Origin of the sequence: Micromonospora mangrovicola (genome assembly GCF_047200535.1) — a bacterium.
Taxonomy (GTDB): domain Bacteria; phylum Actinomycetota; class Actinomycetes; order Mycobacteriales; family Micromonosporaceae; genus Micromonospora.
The window spans coordinates 1-16,029 of record NZ_JBJZOG010000070.1; the positions used below are offsets into that span (position 1 = coordinate 1).

General features: G+C 73.3%; 12 protein-coding genes. 3 read left to right on the forward strand and 9 right to left on the reverse strand.

Annotated elements, in window-relative coordinates; all coding sequences use genetic code 11:
- The 9 genes from ACL02O_RS23840 to argS all read right to left on the reverse strand — a co-directional run.
- A partial coding sequence (locus ACL02O_RS23840) for a Rho termination factor N-terminal domain-containing protein (protein ID WP_412820369.1) occupies positions 1-672 on the reverse strand: 672 nt, incomplete at its 3' end.
- A gap of 296 nt (positions 673-968) precedes the next feature.
- Complete coding sequence (thrB, locus tag ACL02O_RS23845) at positions 969-1,907, reverse strand: homoserine kinase (RefSeq protein ID WP_412820394.1); 939 nt, start codon at positions 1,905-1,907, stop codon at positions 969-971.
- A 264-nt stretch (positions 1,908-2,171) separates the two neighbouring features.
- Complete coding sequence (locus tag ACL02O_RS23850; protein ID WP_412820370.1) at positions 2,172-3,416, reverse strand: MFS transporter; 1,245 nt, start codon at positions 3,414-3,416, stop codon at positions 2,172-2,174.
- A 21-nt stretch (positions 3,417-3,437) separates the two neighbouring features.
- Positions 3,438-4,250 carry a polysaccharide deacetylase family protein gene (locus ACL02O_RS23855; RefSeq protein ID WP_412820371.1) on the reverse strand — a complete coding sequence of 271 codons (813 nt, stop codon included), beginning with the start codon at positions 4,248-4,250 and terminating at the stop codon, positions 3,438-3,440.
- Between the two features lie 238 nt (positions 4,251-4,488).
- Positions 4,489-7,746 (reverse strand): efflux RND transporter permease subunit, encoded by a 3,258-nt coding sequence (locus ACL02O_RS23860; RefSeq protein WP_412820372.1) that lies wholly within the window; start codon positions 7,744-7,746, stop codon positions 4,489-4,491.
- A 120-nt stretch (positions 7,747-7,866) separates the two neighbouring features.
- Positions 7,867-8,916, reverse strand: a complete 1,050-nt coding sequence (gene thrC / locus ACL02O_RS23865) for a threonine synthase (RefSeq protein ID WP_412820373.1) — start codon at positions 8,914-8,916, stop codon at positions 7,867-7,869.
- A gap of 114 nt (positions 8,917-9,030) precedes the next feature.
- Positions 9,031-10,356, reverse strand: a complete 1,326-nt coding sequence (locus ACL02O_RS23870) for a homoserine dehydrogenase (RefSeq protein WP_412820374.1) — start codon at positions 10,354-10,356, stop codon at positions 9,031-9,033.
- Positions 10,353-11,762 (reverse strand): diaminopimelate decarboxylase, encoded by a 1,410-nt coding sequence (gene lysA, locus ACL02O_RS23875; protein ID WP_412820375.1) that lies wholly within the window; start codon positions 11,760-11,762, stop codon positions 10,353-10,355. The genes ACL02O_RS23870 and lysA overlap by 4 nt, the downstream gene beginning before the upstream one ends.
- Positions 11,763-11,825: 63 nt before the next feature.
- Positions 11,826-13,490 (reverse strand): arginine--tRNA ligase, encoded by a 1,665-nt coding sequence (argS, locus tag ACL02O_RS23880; protein ID WP_412820376.1) that lies wholly within the window; start codon positions 13,488-13,490, stop codon positions 11,826-11,828.
- A 98-nt stretch (positions 13,491-13,588) separates the two neighbouring features.
- On the opposite strand from argS, the gene ACL02O_RS23885 reads away from it, so the two are divergent.
- The 3 genes from ACL02O_RS23885 (at position 13,589) to ACL02O_RS23895 (ending at position 15,970) form a co-directional block, all read left to right on the forward strand.
- Positions 13,589-14,413, forward strand: coding sequence for a DUF3105 domain-containing protein (locus ACL02O_RS23885; protein WP_412820377.1), 825 nt, complete (start codon positions 13,589-13,591; stop codon positions 14,411-14,413).
- 9 nt (positions 14,414-14,422) lie between these two features.
- Positions 14,423-15,094: a DUF305 domain-containing protein gene (locus ACL02O_RS23890; protein ID WP_412820378.1), complete on the forward strand. Its 672-nt coding sequence runs from the start codon at positions 14,423-14,425 to the stop codon at positions 15,092-15,094.
- A 180-nt stretch (positions 15,095-15,274) separates the two neighbouring features.
- Positions 15,275-15,970 (forward strand): winged helix-turn-helix domain-containing protein, encoded by a 696-nt coding sequence (locus ACL02O_RS23895; protein WP_412820395.1) that lies wholly within the window; start codon positions 15,275-15,277, stop codon positions 15,968-15,970.
- Positions 15,971-16,029: the final 59 nt, after the last annotated feature.

A 16,029-nucleotide genomic window follows, 5' to 3' on the forward strand; every position in this document is an offset into this window, starting at 1 on the left:
GTTGCGGTCGCCGCGCTCGTTGCGGTCGCCCCCGCGCTCACCGCGCTCACCGCGATCGCCACGCTCGTTGCGCTCGCCGCGCTCGCCGCGCTCGCCGCGCTCGGCACGTTCGCCCCGGTCGCCGCGCTCGTTGCGGTCGCCCCCGCGCTCACCGCGCTCGGCCCGCTCGCCACGCTCGGCCCGCTCACGGCGACCCTCGCCGCCGCGCTCGGCCCGCTCGCCGGTCTCGGCGGTGGCCTCCTCGGCCCGCGTCTCGGCTGGTCGCGCCTCGGCGTTGGCGGCGGCCCGGCCCCGACGGGTCCGGGTGCGACCCTCGGTCGGCTCGGCGGCCGGCGCCGACTCGGCGGGGCGGCGCTCGCTCTCGGCCCGCTCCTCGCGTACCTCGGCGTGCACCTCCTCACGAGCAGGAGTGGCCGCAGCCGCGACCTCGGCCCGCGGTCGAGGGGTCCCGGCGGCGGCGCCGCCCTGCCGCTCGGTGATCGCGCTGATCAGCTCGCCCTTACGCATGCGAGCCGTACCGGAGATACCGAGCGACGCGGCCAGGCTCTGGAGTTCTGGCAGCAGCATCGCCGACAGGCCCGTGCCGCTGCGCCGGCGGCGCGTGGGAGCGGCGGTGGTGGCATCGCCAGCGACGTTGGAAACATCCGACGTCACGTCGGTGGTGTCGCTCAATGGATTCCTTCCCTCGATAGGCCGGGACTGCCCGGGGTCGTGGAACAGGTGGCCGGGCGGCCTCGGTGCACCCGCCTCGCATGGACGCGTCGCGGGAGTCTGTGACACAGCAGCCGGTCGGTTTCCCGACTCACCGACGCCGGTGAGCAGGTCTCGCCGTCTGCGGCGACCTGTGGAAACTGCGGTGCGGCGTGAGCCTTTGGCAGGGGTGACGGGCTGACCGCCGAGAGCTTCGGGGGTGCGCCGACCCGCAGGAAGATCGCATGCTTCGCGGCTGTGCTGAGTCTAGAGCGTAATCAACTCTTCCGACCTGCGGCAACAGGGTCCCGCTCGGCGTGTCCAAGTCTACCCCGGGTGACCCGGGCACCGCTGACGTCTATCGGCAACTCCCAACGCTGCCAATCTGTTCCCGCGTCGAAGCCCGCAGGGACCTCGGTCAACGCCAGCACGGTCGGGCCCGCACCACTGACCACAGCCGCCACATCGGCCCCACGCAGCGCACTGACCAGGGCGGCCGTCCCCGGCATCCCCTCGGCCCGGTAGTCCTGGTGCAGCCGGTCGACCGTGGCCGGCAGCAGCAGCGCCGGGTCCGTGGTCAGCGCATGCACCAGCAACGCCGCCCGGCCGGCGGTCAACGCCGCGTCGGCGTGCGGCACGGTGGCCGGCAGCGCGGCCCGGGCGACGGCGGTCAGGCCACGCTCGCCGGGCACGAAGACGGTGGGGTGGACGGCCCCGGCGACGGCCAGGGACACCGCGCGGGCGCCGGCCGGCTCGGTCCAGGCGACCGTGAAACCGCCGAGCAGGCAGGGCGCGACGTTGTCCGGATGTCCCTCGATCTCGGAGGCCAGCCGCAGCGCCGCGGCGTCGTCCAGCCGGGTCGCCCCGTCGGCGACCAGCGCCCGGGCCAGCAGCACCCCGGCCACGATGGCCGCCGAGGAGGAGCCGAGCCCGCGGGCCTGCGGGATCCGGTTGACGCACTCCAGCGCCAACCCCGGCGGCTGCCCGCCGAGCACGTCGAAGGCGGCCCGCATCGAGGTCACCACCAGATGCGTGTCACCGTCCGGCAGCTCACCGGCGCCCTCCCCGGACACGGCCACCCGGGCCCCGCCGGCGGTCACCTCGGCGGCCACATCGTCGTGCAGCCCGAGGGCCAACCCGAGCGCATCGAAGCCCGGGCCGAGGTTCGCGCTGGTCGCGGGCACCCGGACCCGTACGGGACCGGAGGCGAAAGTCATCGGCACCGGCTCATGCTAGGGCCCCGGACCGACAGCCGGCCGGTTCGCCCGGCCCGTGGGAAATGATCGTCTCCGCTAGCCTGGCCGATGACCGGCGTCCGACGGCCCCCGGGAGCGACGTGGACCTGTTTGTTCCGATGCTCCTGTCCATCGCCGGGGCGCTGCCCACCGTCGCGGTGCTGGTGACCGGCATGGTGCTGGCCGCCGCGGTTGGATCGCGCCCGGTCCGCCCCGGCCGCCCCGGGCCACGGCTGAACCGCCGGATCAGGGAGTACGTGTCGGCTCCGGCTGCTCCGCCGGCTCGGTGAGGGAGAGCCGGCGGGTGGCGAGCCGCCAGCCCAGGGCGTAGACCACGGTGACCAGGCCGCAGCCGGCCAGCACGGTGCGCTCGTCGACCGCGTCGACCACCAGGGCCACCACGAGCTGGCTGACCGAGATGGCCAGCGTCGCCAGCATCATGTCGGTGGCGAAGACCCGGCCCCGCAGCCGGTCCGGCACCTCGCCCTGCAGGGCGAAGTTGGACATCACCCAGTTGCTGCCGCCGCCGAAGTGGGCCAGGAAGACCAGCACCAGCACCAGTGGGAACCAGTTCACCGCCGCGACGCCGACGTACGCCAGGCCGTAGAGGGACATGGACAGCGCCAGGCCGGTGAGCAGCCAGGCCCGGTTGGTCAGCACCCGGCGCATCAGGATCGGGCCGACCAGCGCCCCCGCGCCCCGGCTGGCGAAGAGCAGGCCGGTGCCGATCGCCCCCACCCCGTACACCCCGGCGAGCAGCGGGAAGACGGTCAGCACGCCGTTGCCCAGACCGACCGCCGACTTCACGGTGACCAGGGCGAGCACCCGCGGCCGGTGCGCGATGTAGCCGAGCGCCTCGCGGATCGCCGCCCAGGTGCGCGGGCTCGCCGCCGCCGGGTCGCGGGGTGCCTGCAACGGCCGGCGGATCAGCGCGGCCAGGCCCGCCGCCATCGCCAGCGCGCCCGCCGCCACCCAGAAGCTGGCGTACGGGCCGGCGGCGGCGCTGAGCATGCCGCCGAGCGAGGCGCCGACCACCGTCATGGTGCCCCAGGCCGAGCCGGCCACCGCGTTGCCGGCGGCGAGGTCGGCCGGGTCGAGCACGTTGGGCAGGGCGGCCTGGGCGGCCGGCGAGTAGAACGCCTTCGCCACCGCCACGGCCGCGATCGACACCAGGGCCAGCCACGCCGTCCCGGCGCCGCGAACACCGAGCAGCAGCAGGATGCCGGCCAGCGCGCCCAGGTTCGCCGCCATCATGATCTTCCGCCGGTCGAACCGGTCGGCGATCGTGCCGGTGTAGGGCAGCAGCAACGCCGTCGTGCCGGTGTCCACGGCGAGGACCAGCGCCCCCCACACCCCGCTGCCGGTCAGCTCGGGCAGGAGCACCAGCAGCGGCACCATGACGAACCAGTCGGCACCGAACACCACCAGCTCGGCGAGGAAGAGGTTGCGGAAGTCGCGATTGCGGACGAGGACCGAGAGGGTGGGCGACACGCGGGAACCCTATCCGGGCGGTCAGACCACGGCGGCGCGGCGCAGCAGTTGGGAAACGGTGACGAAGGTGTAGCCGCGGGCGCGCAACCCGGTGATCATGTCGGGCAGGCCGCGGAGCGCCACGAGACGCTGCTCGGTGCCGACGTCGTGGCCGAGCAGGATCGTGCCGGGCTGGACGTCGGCGACGATCCGCCGGGCGTGGCCGGTCGGGTCGTGCGGGAACTCCCTCTCGACCATCTGCAACGTCCACAGCACCAGGCGGTAGTCCAGCCGGGCGGCGGCATGCAGCACCGCGCCGCCCAGGTGCCCCCAGGGCGGGCGGAGCAGGCGGGGCGCCACGCCGGTCGCCTCGGCGATCGCGTCGTGGCTGCGCTTCAGATCGTCGTACGCGGCGTGGGCGTTCATCCGGGCCAGGTCGTGGTGGGCCCAACTGTGGTTGCCGACCTCGTGCCCGCCCAGCCGGTCGCGCACCAGGGCGGCGTGCTGCCGGGCCTGCTCCCCGATCAGGAAGAAGGTGGCCGGGACGGCGTACCTCGCCAGGGTGTCCAGCACCATGGGCGTCCAGTGTGGTCGCGGGCCGTCGTCGAAGGTGAGGGCGACGAACCGCTCGCCGGTCTGTACCCCCCAGGTGACCTCGACCGCGCCGGCGCCGACCTGCTGGTGACGGTTGCCCAGGGTGGCGCTGGACGGTCCGCCGGCCAGCGCGAGGCGACGGTCGGCGATCCAGGTGGACTGGGCGGTGGCCGCGACGCCCAGCACGGCGCCGCCGGCCAGCAGGGCGGTCCGGCGCAGCACCGCACGCCGCCCCCACCGGCCCATGTCGCCGTCCGCCATGGTCCCCGCTCCCACGCCGCCCGGCCGCCCCACGCAAGGGACGCCCCGACACCCGCAGTAGGTGTCGGCTCACTCAAGGTACCGCGTCCGGCCACGCCCGATGGTCCTCTCGGGCCGGCCGAGCCCGGTCGCACGCCCTACCCCCGGCCCGGCGGCGCCCTCGTTCACGGAAAGGGTCGCCGTCCCGCTCGGGATGGCCACCCTTTCCGTGAATCTGCGCCCTGGGTGGGCGCGGCGGTCACTCCGCCGGCGGGAGCGGGGACCGGCGACTTCTGGGCAGGCGGAGCACCTCGAACTGGTCCGTACCGTCGACCAGCGCGGCCGACGGGACCGGCCGGGCCGGCGGCCCGGCGACCGGTTCGGCCGCCTCGGCCCGGTGCTCACCACCGCCGACGGTCGCCGGCTCCGGCACCGGCACGGTCGCCGGCTCCGGCGCGCCCGGGCGGCGGGCCCGCCGCCCGCGCAGCGACTCCTTGGCGCGCTCCACCATGGTGTAGAGGGTCGGCACCAGGATCAGCGTGAGCAGCGTCGAGCTGAGCAGGCCACCGATCACCACGATCGCCAGCGGGCGGGAGATGAAGCCGCCCTCACCGGTGAGCCCGAAGGCCATCGGCAGCAGCGCGAACACGGTGGCGACCGCGGTCATCAGGATCGGCCGCAACCGCCGCCGGCCGCCCTCGACCACCGCCTCGGTGACGCCCATGCCCTGCATCCGGTACTGGTTGATCAGGTCGAGCAGCACGATCGCGTTGGTCACCACGATGCCGACCAGCATCAGCACGCCGATCAGCGCCGGTACGCCCAGCGGCGTGCCGGTGGCCAGCAGCAGCGCGATGGCACCGGTGGCCGCGAACGGCACCGAGATCAGCAGGATCAGCGCCTGGGTCAGGCTGCGGAACGTACCGACCATGATCAGGAAGACGATCGCGATCGCGGCCAGCACGGCCAGGCCCAGGTCGGCGAAGGCGTCCTTCTGGTCGGCGCTGACACCGCCGACGGTGAACGTCGCCCCCGGCACGTCCAGCGCGTCCAGCCGCTTCTGCAGCTCCTGGGTGGTGGCGCCGAGGTTGGAGCCGGTGGCCGTGCCGGTGACCGAGACGCTGCGCTCGCCGTCGATCCGGGTCACCTGCTGCGGGCCGTCGACCTGGTTGACGTCGGCGATGTCGTTCAGCCTGACCCGGCCCACCGGCAGCGCCCGCAGCTCGGCCACGCTCATCGGCGGCTGGGCCCCGGTGCTGAGCACGACGTCCCGCGACGCGCCGTCGAGGTTGACCCGCCCGAGCGGCGCACCCCGGTATGCCTGCGCGACGAGCTGCCCGACGGCGGCCTCGGTGAGGCCGGCCCGGGCCGCGGCGACCCGGTCCACGGTCACCTCGACCCGGGGCACCTGCGTGGCGAGGCTGGTGGCCACGTCCTCGACGCCCGGCGTACCGGCCAGCGCGTCGCGGGCGGCCTCGGCGGCGCGGGTCAGCGTCTCCGGGTCGGTAGCCTGCACGACCACCTCGAGCTGGTTGGCGGAGGCGGCATCCCGCCCGGCGCCGAAGCTCAGCTCGCCGACCTCCGGGCCGAGGGCGTCGAACTCCCCGCGCAGCGTCCGCTTGACCGCCGCCGCGTCGGTGTCCCCGTCCAGCGCCACGGAGTACGAGGCGGTGTTGTTGCCGCCCCCGCCCGCCCAGGGCTGGTCGCTGCCGCCCGCGGTGACCTGGTACGTCCGCACGCCCCTGGTCCGGCCGAGCACCTCCTCGACCTTCGCGGCGGCCTGGTCGGTGCCGGTCAGGCCGGTGCCCGCCGGCAGCTCCTGCCGGATGCTCAGGGTGTCCTGGCCGGAGTCGTCCAGGAAGTTGGTCTCCAGCTTCTGCGCCAGGCCGAAGGTGCCGAGCAGCACCAGCAGGCCCAGCCCGACGGTGGCCCAGCGGGTGCCCCGGGACCGGGTGGCGAAGCCGATGGCCGGCAGGTACGCCCGCTGCAACGGGCTGCGCAGTTCCTTCTCCTCGGCGGCGCGCCGGGCCGCCGCGTCGTCGGCCCCGCCAGGCGGCTTGAGGAACCAGTACGCCAGCACCGGGATCACCGTCAGGGACACCAGCAGCGAGGCGAGCAGGGCCACCGTCACGGTGATCGCGAACGGCGCGAAGAGCTGCCCGATGAAGCCGCCCACCAACGCGATCGGCGCGAAGACGGCGACCGTGGTCAGCGTGGAGGCGGTCACCGCGCCGGCCACCTCGCGGACCGCGCCGAGGATGGCGTTCCGCTTGGCTTCGCCGTACTCCAGGTGCCGCTTGATGTTCTCCAGCACCACGATCGAGTCGTCGACGACCCGGCCGACGGCGATGGTCAGCGCGCCGAGGGTGAGCAGGTTGAGCGAGTAGTCGCCGGCCCAGAGCACGATCAGCGCGACCAGCACGGACAGCGGGATGGAGACCGCGGTGACCACGGTGGAGCGGATCGACAGCAGGAAGACCAGGATCACCACGACCGCCATCAGCAGGCCGAGCAGGCCCTCGGTGGTCAGGCTCTCGATGGACCGCTCGACGAACGGGGCCTGGTCGAAGACCACGGTCAGGTCCGCGCCGGAAGCGGCCGTCAGCTCGTCCAGCCGGTCCCGGATCTCGTGCGAGATGCGGACCGCGTTCCCGTCCGGGGTCGCGGTGACGGCGATGCCCAGGCTGGGCTTGCCGTTGGTCCGGGTGAAGCCCCTGGCCGGGGCGAGCTGCTCCTGCACCGTGGCCACGTCGCCGAGGCGGACCGGGGCGGCCGGGGCGGTGGCGAGCACGATGCCACGAAGGTCGTCCACGGTCCGGATCGGGGTGCCGACCTGCACCGGCAGCGACCGGCTGCCGTCTGCCACGGCGCCGGCCGGCAGCGCGACGCCGTTGGTCTTGAGCGCCTGGGCGATCGCGGTGGGGGCCAGCCGGGCCGCGGCCAGCTTCGCCGGGTCGGGGGTGACCAGCACGACCTGGTCGCGGGCGCCGGTCACGGTGACCGTCCGGACCCCGTCCAGCCCTTCCAGCTCGGGTACGACGGTGGTGCGCAGCTTCTCGGCGAGGGCCTGCTCGTCATCGCCGCCGCTGGCGGCGACCACCACCGCCGGGATCTCGTCGGTGCTGCCGGCGAGGACCTGCGGGTCCACCCCCTCGGGCAGCTGCGCGTCGATGCGGTTCAGGGCGGTCTGCATCTTGTTGACCACGCCGTCCAGGTCGGTGCCGAACTCGTACTGCACCTGAACGGTGGTGGAACCCTCACGGGAGGTGGAGGTGATCTTGTCCAGTCCCGGGATGCCCTGGAGACTGTTCTCGATCGGCTCGGTGACCTGGGACTCGACGATCTCCGGCGCGGCGCCCGGGTACGCCGCCACGATGAACGCGGCGGGGAACTCCAGGGACGGCAGCAGCTGCTGCTTCAGCGACGGCACGGCGAACGCCCCGAACGCCGCGGTGACCAGCGCGATGAGGGCGACCAGTCCACGGTTGGCGAGGCTGAATCTGGCGAGCAGCGACATCTGCGTTACTCACTCCTGGATGACGGGGTCGACGGGGGTGCCCAGTCTCCCCCACCCGCTCACGCTCCCGGGCACCCACCCCGCCCTCGGCGGAAGGCGGTGCCGAGTGGACGGTACGGATCAGGCGAGGTCGAGGGAGCGGGCGGCGGCGAGCGGATCGTTGGCGATCGTCACCGGGGCGGGGGCCGTGCTGATGGCCCACTCGGGGTCCTTCAGACCGTGACCGGTGACCGTGCAGACCACCGTGGAGCCGGCGGGCACCTGCCCGGCGGCGGCCTGCTGGAGCAGGCCGGCCACGCTGGCCGCGCTGCCCAGTTCGACGAAGACGCCGACCTCGCGGGCCAGCAGCCGGTACGCGGTCAGGATCTCCCGGTCGGTCACCGCCGCGATCAGGCCGCCCGAGGCGTCCCGGGCGTCGATCGCCTTGGTCCAGCTCGCCGGGTTGCCGATCCGGATCGCGGTGGCGATGGTGGACGGCTCCGGGACCACCTGCCCGGTCACGATGGGGGCCGCGCCGGCCGCCTGGAAGCCGTACAGCTTCGGGGTCCGCGTGGCGTTCCCGTCGCGCAGGTCCTCGCGGTAGCCCATCCAGTACGCCGAGATGTTGCCGGCGTTGCCGACCGGCAGGCAGTGGATGTCGGGCGCGTCGCCGAGCGCCTCGACGATCTCGAAGGCGGCCGTCTTCTGCCCGTGCAGCCGGTCGATGTTGACGGAGTTGACCAGGGCGACCGGGTAGTCCTGCGCGAGCTTGCCGGCGAGCGCGAGGCAGTCGTCGAAATTGCCCTGCACCTGGAGCAGTTTGGCGCCGTGCACCAACGCCTGGGCCAGCTTGCCCAGCGCGATCTTGCCTTGCGGCACCAGCACCGCACAGGTGATCCCGGCGCGGGCGGCGTACGCCGCGGCGGAGGCGCTGGTGTTGCCGGTGGAGGCGCAGATGATCGCCTTGTCCCCGGCCTCGACGGCCTTGGAGACGGCGACCGTCATGCCCCGGTCCTTGAACGAGCCGGTCGGGTTGGCCCCCTCGACCTTCAGCCAGACGTCGGCCCCGGTCCGGGCGGAGAGCACCGGCGCCGGCAGCAGCGGGGTGTTCCCCTCGTGCAGGGTGACGACCGGAGTGGCGTCGGTGACCGGCAGCCGGTCCCGGTACGTCTCGATCAGGCCCCGCCACATGTCGCTCTCCTCGCCTCTCCCGCCCCGGCAGCGCCGGGGCCCCTACCAGGGTGGACCAGCCTTCCCGGCCGGTCGCCGGCACACCCTGCCTTAACCATCAGGCGGGACGCCGGGCTACGCCCCGCCCTCGACCCGCAGCACGCTGGTCACCGAACGGACGATCGGCAGCCCGCGCAGCTCCCCGACGGTGGCGGCGAGCGCGGCGTCCGGTGCCGTGTGGGTCACGATGACCAGCTCGGCGTCCTCGCCCCGGCCCGCGGGACCGCCCCCGGCGGGGCCCTGCCGCACGGTGGCGATGGAGACCTCGTGCCGGGCGAAGACCCCGGCGACCGCCTCCAGCACGCCCGGCCGGTCGGTCACGTCGAGGCTGATGTGGTAGCGGGTGAGCGCCTCCCCCATCGGCCGCACCGACAGGTCCGCGTACGCCGACTCGCTGGCCGCGTGCACCCCGGCGAGGCGGTTGCGGGCCACCGCCACCACGTCGCCGAGAACCGCGCTGGCGGTGGGCGCGCCGCCCGCCCCCCGGCCGTAGAACATCAGCTGCCCGGCCGCCTCGGCCTCGACGAAGACCGCGTTGAACGCGTCGCCGACGCCGGCCAGCGGGTGGGTCAGCGGGATCATCGCCGGGTGCACCCGGACGCTGACCGTCTCCCGGCCGGCCGCGTCGGTGCCGCGGGCGGCGATGCAGAGCAGCTTGATGGTGCAGCCCATCGCCTTGGCGCTGGCCACGTCGGCGGCGGTCACCTCGGTGATGCCCTCGCGGTACACGTCGGCCGCGGTGACCCGGGTGTGGAACGCCAGCGAGGCGAGGATGGCGGCCTTCGCGGCCGCGTCGAAGCCCTCCACGTCGGCGGTCGGGTCCGCCTCGGCGTATCCCAGCTCGGTGGCCTCCTCCAGCGCCTCGGCGAAGCCGGCGCCGGTGGCGTCCATGGCGGAGAGGATGAAGTTGGTGGTGCCGTTGACGATGCCGGTGACCCGGTTGATCCGGTCCCCGTGCAGCGACTCGCGCAGCGGGCGCAGCAGCGGGATGGCACCGGCGACGCTGGCCTCGTAGTAGAGGTCGGCGTCGCCCTCGGCGGCCGCGTCGTGCAGCGCCGCGCCGTCCTCGGCGAGCAGCGCCTTGTTCGCGGTGACCACGCTCTTGCCCGCGCGCAGCGCCTCGACCAGCCAGCCGCGGGCCGGCTCGATGCCGCCGACCACCTCGACCACGATGTCCACGTCGTCCCGCTTGATCAGGGCGAGCGGGTCGGTGGTGAACAGCGCGGGGTCGACCGGCAGGTCGCCGCGGTCCCGGCCGAGCCGGCGTACGGCGATGCCGGCGATCTCCAGCGGGGCGCCGATCCGGGCGGCGAGATCGGCCGACTGCTCGTGCAGCAGGCGCACCACGTCGCTGCCGACCGTGCCGCAGCCGAGCAGCGCCAAGCGAACGGGTGAGGTCATCCGACATCCAATGCGAGCAGGTCCTCTTCGGTCTCCCGGCGGACGATCAGCCGGGCCCGACCGTCGCGGACGGCGACGACCGGCGGGCGCGGGACATGGTTGTAGTTGCTGGCCATGCTCCGGCAGTACGCCCCGGTGCCGGGCACCGCGACAAGATCTCCGGGCTGCACGTCGGCGGGCAGGAATTCATCCTTCACCACGATGTCCCCGGACTCACAATGCTTTCCCACCACGCGGGCGAGCAGCGGTTCCGCCGGCGAGGTGCGGTTGGCCACGGTCGCCGAGTACGACGCGTCGTAGAGGGCGGTGCGGATGTTGTCGCTCATCCCGCCGTCGACGCTCACGTAAGCCCGACCGTCGGCGGGGCCGCCACCCGCGCCGAGGGGCACGAACTTCACCGTGCCGACCTCGTAGAGGGTGAACACCGCCGGGCCGACGATGGCCCGGCCGGGCTCGATGGACAGGTGCGGCACGGCCAGCCGCTCCGCCGCGCACTCCCCGTCGACGATCTTGCGCATCCGCTTGGCCAGGTCGTGCGGCGAGGCCGGGTCGTCCTGGGTGGTGTACGCGATGCCGAAGCCGCCGCCCAGGTCCAGCTCGGGCAGCTCCACGCCCCGGGCGTCGCGGATTTGCGCCTGCAGGGCGAGCACCCGGCGCGCGGAGACCTCGAAGCCGCTGGCGTCGAAGATCTGCGAGCCGATGTGCGAGTGCAGCCCGCGCAGTTCCAGCACGTCCTCGTCGAGGATCTTGAAGGCGGCCGCGGCGGCCGCCCCGCCGGCGAGGGAGAAGCCGAACTTCTGGTCCTCGTGCGCGGTGGCGATGAACTCGTGGGTGTGCGCCTCCACGCCGACGGTGACCCGGACCAGCACCTTGGGGCGTACCCCGCGTTCGCGGGCGAGCGCGGTCAGCCGGTCGATCTCGGCGAACGAGTCGACGATGATCCGGCCCACCCCGGCGTCCACCGCCCGGGCCAGCTCGGCCACCGACTTGTTGTTGCCGTGGAACCCGATCCGCTCCGGCGGCATCCCCGCCGACAGCGCGGTGGCCAGCTCGCCGCCGGTGCAGACGTCGAGGAACAGGCCCTCCTCGGCGATCATCCGGACCACCGCGCGGCAGAGGAACGCCTTACCGGCGTAGTAGACGTCGGCGTCGGGGAAGGCCGCCCGGAACTTGCGGCAGCGCGAGCGCAGGTCGTCCTCGTCCAGCACGTACATCGGGGTGCCGAACTCGGCGGCCAGGTCGCGGACGTCCAGGCCGGCGACGGTCAGCGCGCCGCCGTCGGCGCGCGCGACGGTGCGCGGCCAGAGCCGCGGGACCAGGGCGTTGACGTCGACCGGGGTACGCAGCCAGGCGGGCCCCCGGTTGCCGATGTCGCCGTGCAGGGCACCGGCCTCGTGCGCGCGCATTGGGTCAGGGTCGCCTTTCGTTCACGACTGCGGGGCTCGCGAGCTCGCTCCTCGCGGTCACGGTCACATCCGCTCCGGGGCGGAGACGCCGAGCAGCTGCAGGCCGTTGGCGATGACCACCCGGGTGGCGTCGTTGAGCCAGAGCCGGGCCCGGTGCAGGTCGGTGACCTCCTCGTCGCCGCGGGGCAGGATCCGGCAGTTGTCGTAGAACCGGTGGTACGCCCCGGCCAGCCGCTCCAGGTAGCGGGCGACCAGGTGCGGCCCGCGCAGCTCGGCCGCGGAGGAGACCACGGCGGGGAACTCCGCGAGGGCCTTGAGCAGCTCGTTCTCCTTCTCGTGGGAGAGCAGCTCGGCGCGGAAGCCGGCGGCGTCGCCGCGGGTCAGCCCCACCTCGGCGGCGTTACGCCCGACGCTGGCCGTCCGGGCGGCGACGTACTGGACGTAGTAGACCGGGTTGTCGCGGGTCGCCCGGGTCCACAGCTCCACGTCGATGTCGATCGGCGAGTCGCTGGAGTAGCGGGCCAGCGCGTAGCGGGAGGCGTCCACGCCGATCGCGTCGACCAGGTCCTCCAGGGTGACCACGGTGCCGGCCCGCTTGCTCATCCGCACCGGGGCGCCGTCGCGGAGCAGGTTGACCAGCTGACCGATGAGGATCTCCAGGTTGCGCTCCGGGTCGTCACCGAAGCAGGCCGCCATGGCCTTCATCCGGCCGATGTAGCCGTGGTGGTCGGCACCCAGCATGATCACCACACGCTCGAAGCCGCGCTCGCGCTTGTCCAGGTAGTAGGCGCAGTCGGCGGCGAAGTACGTCCACTCGCCGTTGGACTTGCGCAGCACCCGGTCCTTGTCGTCGCCGAAGTCGGTGGTGCGCAGCCAGGTCGCGCCCTCGGAGTCGAAGACGTGCCCCTGCTCGCGCAGCCGGGCGAGGGCCTTGTCCAGCTCGCCCCGATCGTGCAGGTCCTTCTCGTTGAAGTAGGTGTCGAACTCGACGCCGAAGTCGCGCAGCGACGACTTGATCTCGGCGAACATCAGCTGGACGCCCTCGACCCGGAACACCTCCTGGGCGGCGCCGTCGGCCAGCTCCAGCACGTCCGGCCGGCGCTCGACCACCTCGGCCGCGATCTCCGCGATGTACGCGCCGCCGTAGCCGTCCTCCGGGGCCGGCTCACCCCTGGCGGCGGCCAGCAGGGACCGGGCGAAGCGGTCGATCTGGGAACCGGCGTCGTTGAAGTAGTACTCCGTGCCGACGTCGGCGCCGGTGGCGCGGAGCAGCCGGCTGAGCGCGTCACCGACCGCCGCCCAGCGGACACCGCCGATGTGCACCGGGCCGGTCGGGTTCGCCGAGACGAACTCCAGGTTGATCTTCTGGCCGGCGAGGGCGCCGCTGCGGCCGTACTCCGGGCCGGCCTCGACGATCACCTTGGCGAGCTGGCCGGCGGCGGCCGCATCAAGCCGGATGTTGAGGAAGCCCGGCCCGGCGATCTCCACCGACTTGATCCCGGGCGCCTTGCCGAGCTGCTCGGCCAGGGCGGCGGCCAGCTCCCGCGGCGGCACGCCCACCTTCTTGCTGAGCTGCAGCGCCAGCGTCGAGGCGTAGTCGCCGTGGTCGGGGTTACGGGGTCGCTCGACGGCGGTCTGCGCGGGCAGCGCGGAGCGCTCCAGGCCCCGGTCTTCGAAGACGGCGTGGGCTGCGGAGAGGACGACCTCGGCGAGTTCTGTGGGAGTCACCGAACCATGTTATCGGGGGTAGACTCGGTCCCCGCGGCGGCGACCATGATGTGAACCGGGCCGCGGCGCCCCCTGACCGATCGACCTGACGAGGCACGATGAGCATCAGCACCCCGGGCGGCCCGGAGCGCCGCCCGACCGTGGTCAGCACCGGCAAGAAGCCGGCCGCCGGCCGGTCGGCGGCTGCCGACAAGCCCGCCGGGGGCAAGGCCGGGTCCGGCAAGGGCACACCGCGGCAGACCACCGGGGGCAAGGGCCGCAAGCCGGTCGCCCCGGTGAAGGTGAGCCAGGGTCGCTCGTGGGGTCCGATCGCGCTCTTCGTCGCGGTGGGCGTGCTGGCCGCCGGCATCGTCGGGTACGGCGCCTGGGCGGCGTACAAGGGCAGCCAGCCGTGGCAGGAGCGGGCCGACTCGATCAAGGGCATCGTCGACTACCGCAAGACCGACAAGGACCTGGTCAAGGGCGGCAACCACCAGCAGGGATCGCTCAAGTACGACGTGCTCCCGCCGGTCGCCGGCCCGCACAACCCGGCCTGGCAGAACTGCATGGGCGACGTCTACGACGCCCCGATCGCCAACGAGCACGCGGTGCACAGCCTGGAGCACGGCACGGTCTGGATCACCTACCGTCCCGACCTGCCGGCCGACCAGGTGGCCAAGCTCAAGGCCAGGGTGCAGGGCAAGGAGAAGCTGATGCTCAGCCCGTTCGAGGGGCTGGACAAGCCGATCTCGCTGCAGGCCTGGGGCTTCCAGCTCAAGGTCGACAACGCCGACGACAGCCGGATCGACGAGTTCATCAAGACGCTGCGGGTGAACGCCTCCATCGAGGGTCCCAACGCCAACTGCGCCCAGGGTGTCACCGCCACCGGCACCACCCCACGTAACCTGGGCGACCAGATGAGCGACCAGCCGGTCCAGCAGTAAGGGTTGCTGATGACTGCTCCCGCGACGACGGACGCCGACCTCGACACGGCCCCGACCACCGCCGGCACCGGGCGGGCCCCGGCCCGCTACGGCCTGCTGGCCCTGACCGCCGCCGTCGTGGTCGGTCTCCTCCTCGGGTACGCGGGCGGCCTGCTCACCCCGACCTTCACCCGCCCCGGCGACAACTCGGCGGAGGCGGGCTTCGCCCGGGACATGACCACCCACCACGCCCAGGCGGTGGAGATGGGCCTGATGGCCTTCGATCAGGGCGCGGACCCGGAGGTGCGGCAGATCGGCGGCGACATCGCCACCGGCCAGCAGGGCGAGATCGGCACCATGCAGACCTGGCTGCGCTCGTGGAAGCTGGACCCGACCGGCACCCAGCCGCCGATGGCCTGGATGCCGGGTGGCACGGATCTGGTGAAGGACGGCCTGATGCCGGGCATGGCCACGCCGGACGAGATGGCGAAGCTGCGGGCGGCCGAGGGCCGCGAGTTCGACGTCCTCTTCCTGCAGCTGATGATCCGGCACCACCTCGGCGGGGTGCACATGATCGAGGGGATCCTCGACGAGGGGCACGACGACGACGTGCTGGCGGTCGCGCAGGTCATGAAGAACACCCAGCAGACCGACCTCACCAACCTCCAGGCGGCGCTCAAGCGCCTGGGCGGCACCCTGTAACACCTGCTCGGACGAAGGGCCCGGCGTCGCACGCGGACGCCGGGCCCTTCGCGTTCCCGCCGCCCGGCTGTCCGCTATGCGGCTTTATAACGGTTTGGGTGATGCAACCCATTGCGCTGCTTGGAGACTTTTCTACCCACATATCGTGACCAGTTGCGATTCGGGCTCGTTGCGCAGGACGTGGGGGTTGCACTCAGAGACGCAGGGCGGTCGGTGACCAGCTGGTGCCGACGCCACACCATCGGCGGTGACGGGGCGGTGGCAGCCGTCCGTCGCGGACTGCGGCAGGGCGAGTCGGGAACGCTCAGCCGCGAACAGGAACTCGAACTGATCGACGTGCTGCGGGGCGTCCACCCCGACGAGTTCGGCCTGGACGAGGAGCTCTGGACGCGACAGAGCCTGACCACCCTCATCCAGCGCCGGTTCGACCTGGCGATGGACGCCGGCACGGTCGGGGCGTACCTGCGGGCCTGGGGGTTGGGTCCGCGCGAGCCCCGGGAGCGGGCCTGCGGGCTCTGCGTCGGCGCGGTCGAGCGCTGGGTACGCAGCGAGTACCCGTCGATCACCCGGGCCGCCCAGGAGCACGCGGCGGAGGTCTACTGGATCGGCCGGGTACGGCTGCGCGGCACCATGCCGGCGGCGGACGTCATCTCCGCGGTGTCGTCCCGGGGCCGGGTGCGCTTCATGATCACTACACCCTCGGTCGACCCGCCACTCCCCCGCGACTTCGTGCTGCGGCTCAGTGGCGCCGAGGAGCGCACGGTGCACCTGATCGTGGACGGCTCCTGGCCGCGCAACGAGTGGCCCCGCCGCCTGCCCCGCCGCATCGTCCTGCACCCGCTCCCCAGCTGCGGCCGCCCCGTCGCCGCCGCCTGACCCGCCGATTCCCCGCCCCGTCGATCATGGAGTTCACGGCGATGTCGCTCCCCATGGGT

Coding starts and splice junctions, on each gene's coding strand:
- ACL02O_RS23890 (WP_412820378.1), top strand. CDS start 14,423: ATGACTGCTCCCGCGACGACGGACGCCGACCTCGACACGGCCCCGACC.
- lysA (WP_412820375.1), bottom strand. CDS start 11,762: ATGCGCGCGCACGAGGCCGGTGCCCTGCACGGCGACATCGGCAACCGG.
- ACL02O_RS23870 (WP_412820374.1), bottom strand. CDS start 10,356: ATGACCTCACCCGTTCGCTTGGCGCTGCTCGGCTGCGGCACGGTCGGC.
- thrC (WP_412820373.1), bottom strand. CDS start 8,916: ATGTGGCGGGGCCTGATCGAGACGTACCGGGACCGGCTGCCGGTCACC.
- thrB (WP_412820394.1), bottom strand. CDS start 1,907: ATGACTTTCGCCTCCGGTCCCGTACGGGTCCGGGTGCCCGCGACCAGC.
- ACL02O_RS23885 (WP_412820377.1), top strand. CDS start 13,589: ATGAGCATCAGCACCCCGGGCGGCCCGGAGCGCCGCCCGACCGTGGTC.
- ACL02O_RS23860 (WP_412820372.1), bottom strand. CDS start 7,746: ATGTCGCTGCTCGCCAGATTCAGCCTCGCCAACCGTGGACTGGTCGCC.
- ACL02O_RS23855 (WP_412820371.1), bottom strand. CDS start 4,250: ATGGCGGACGGCGACATGGGCCGGTGGGGGCGGCGTGCGGTGCTGCGC.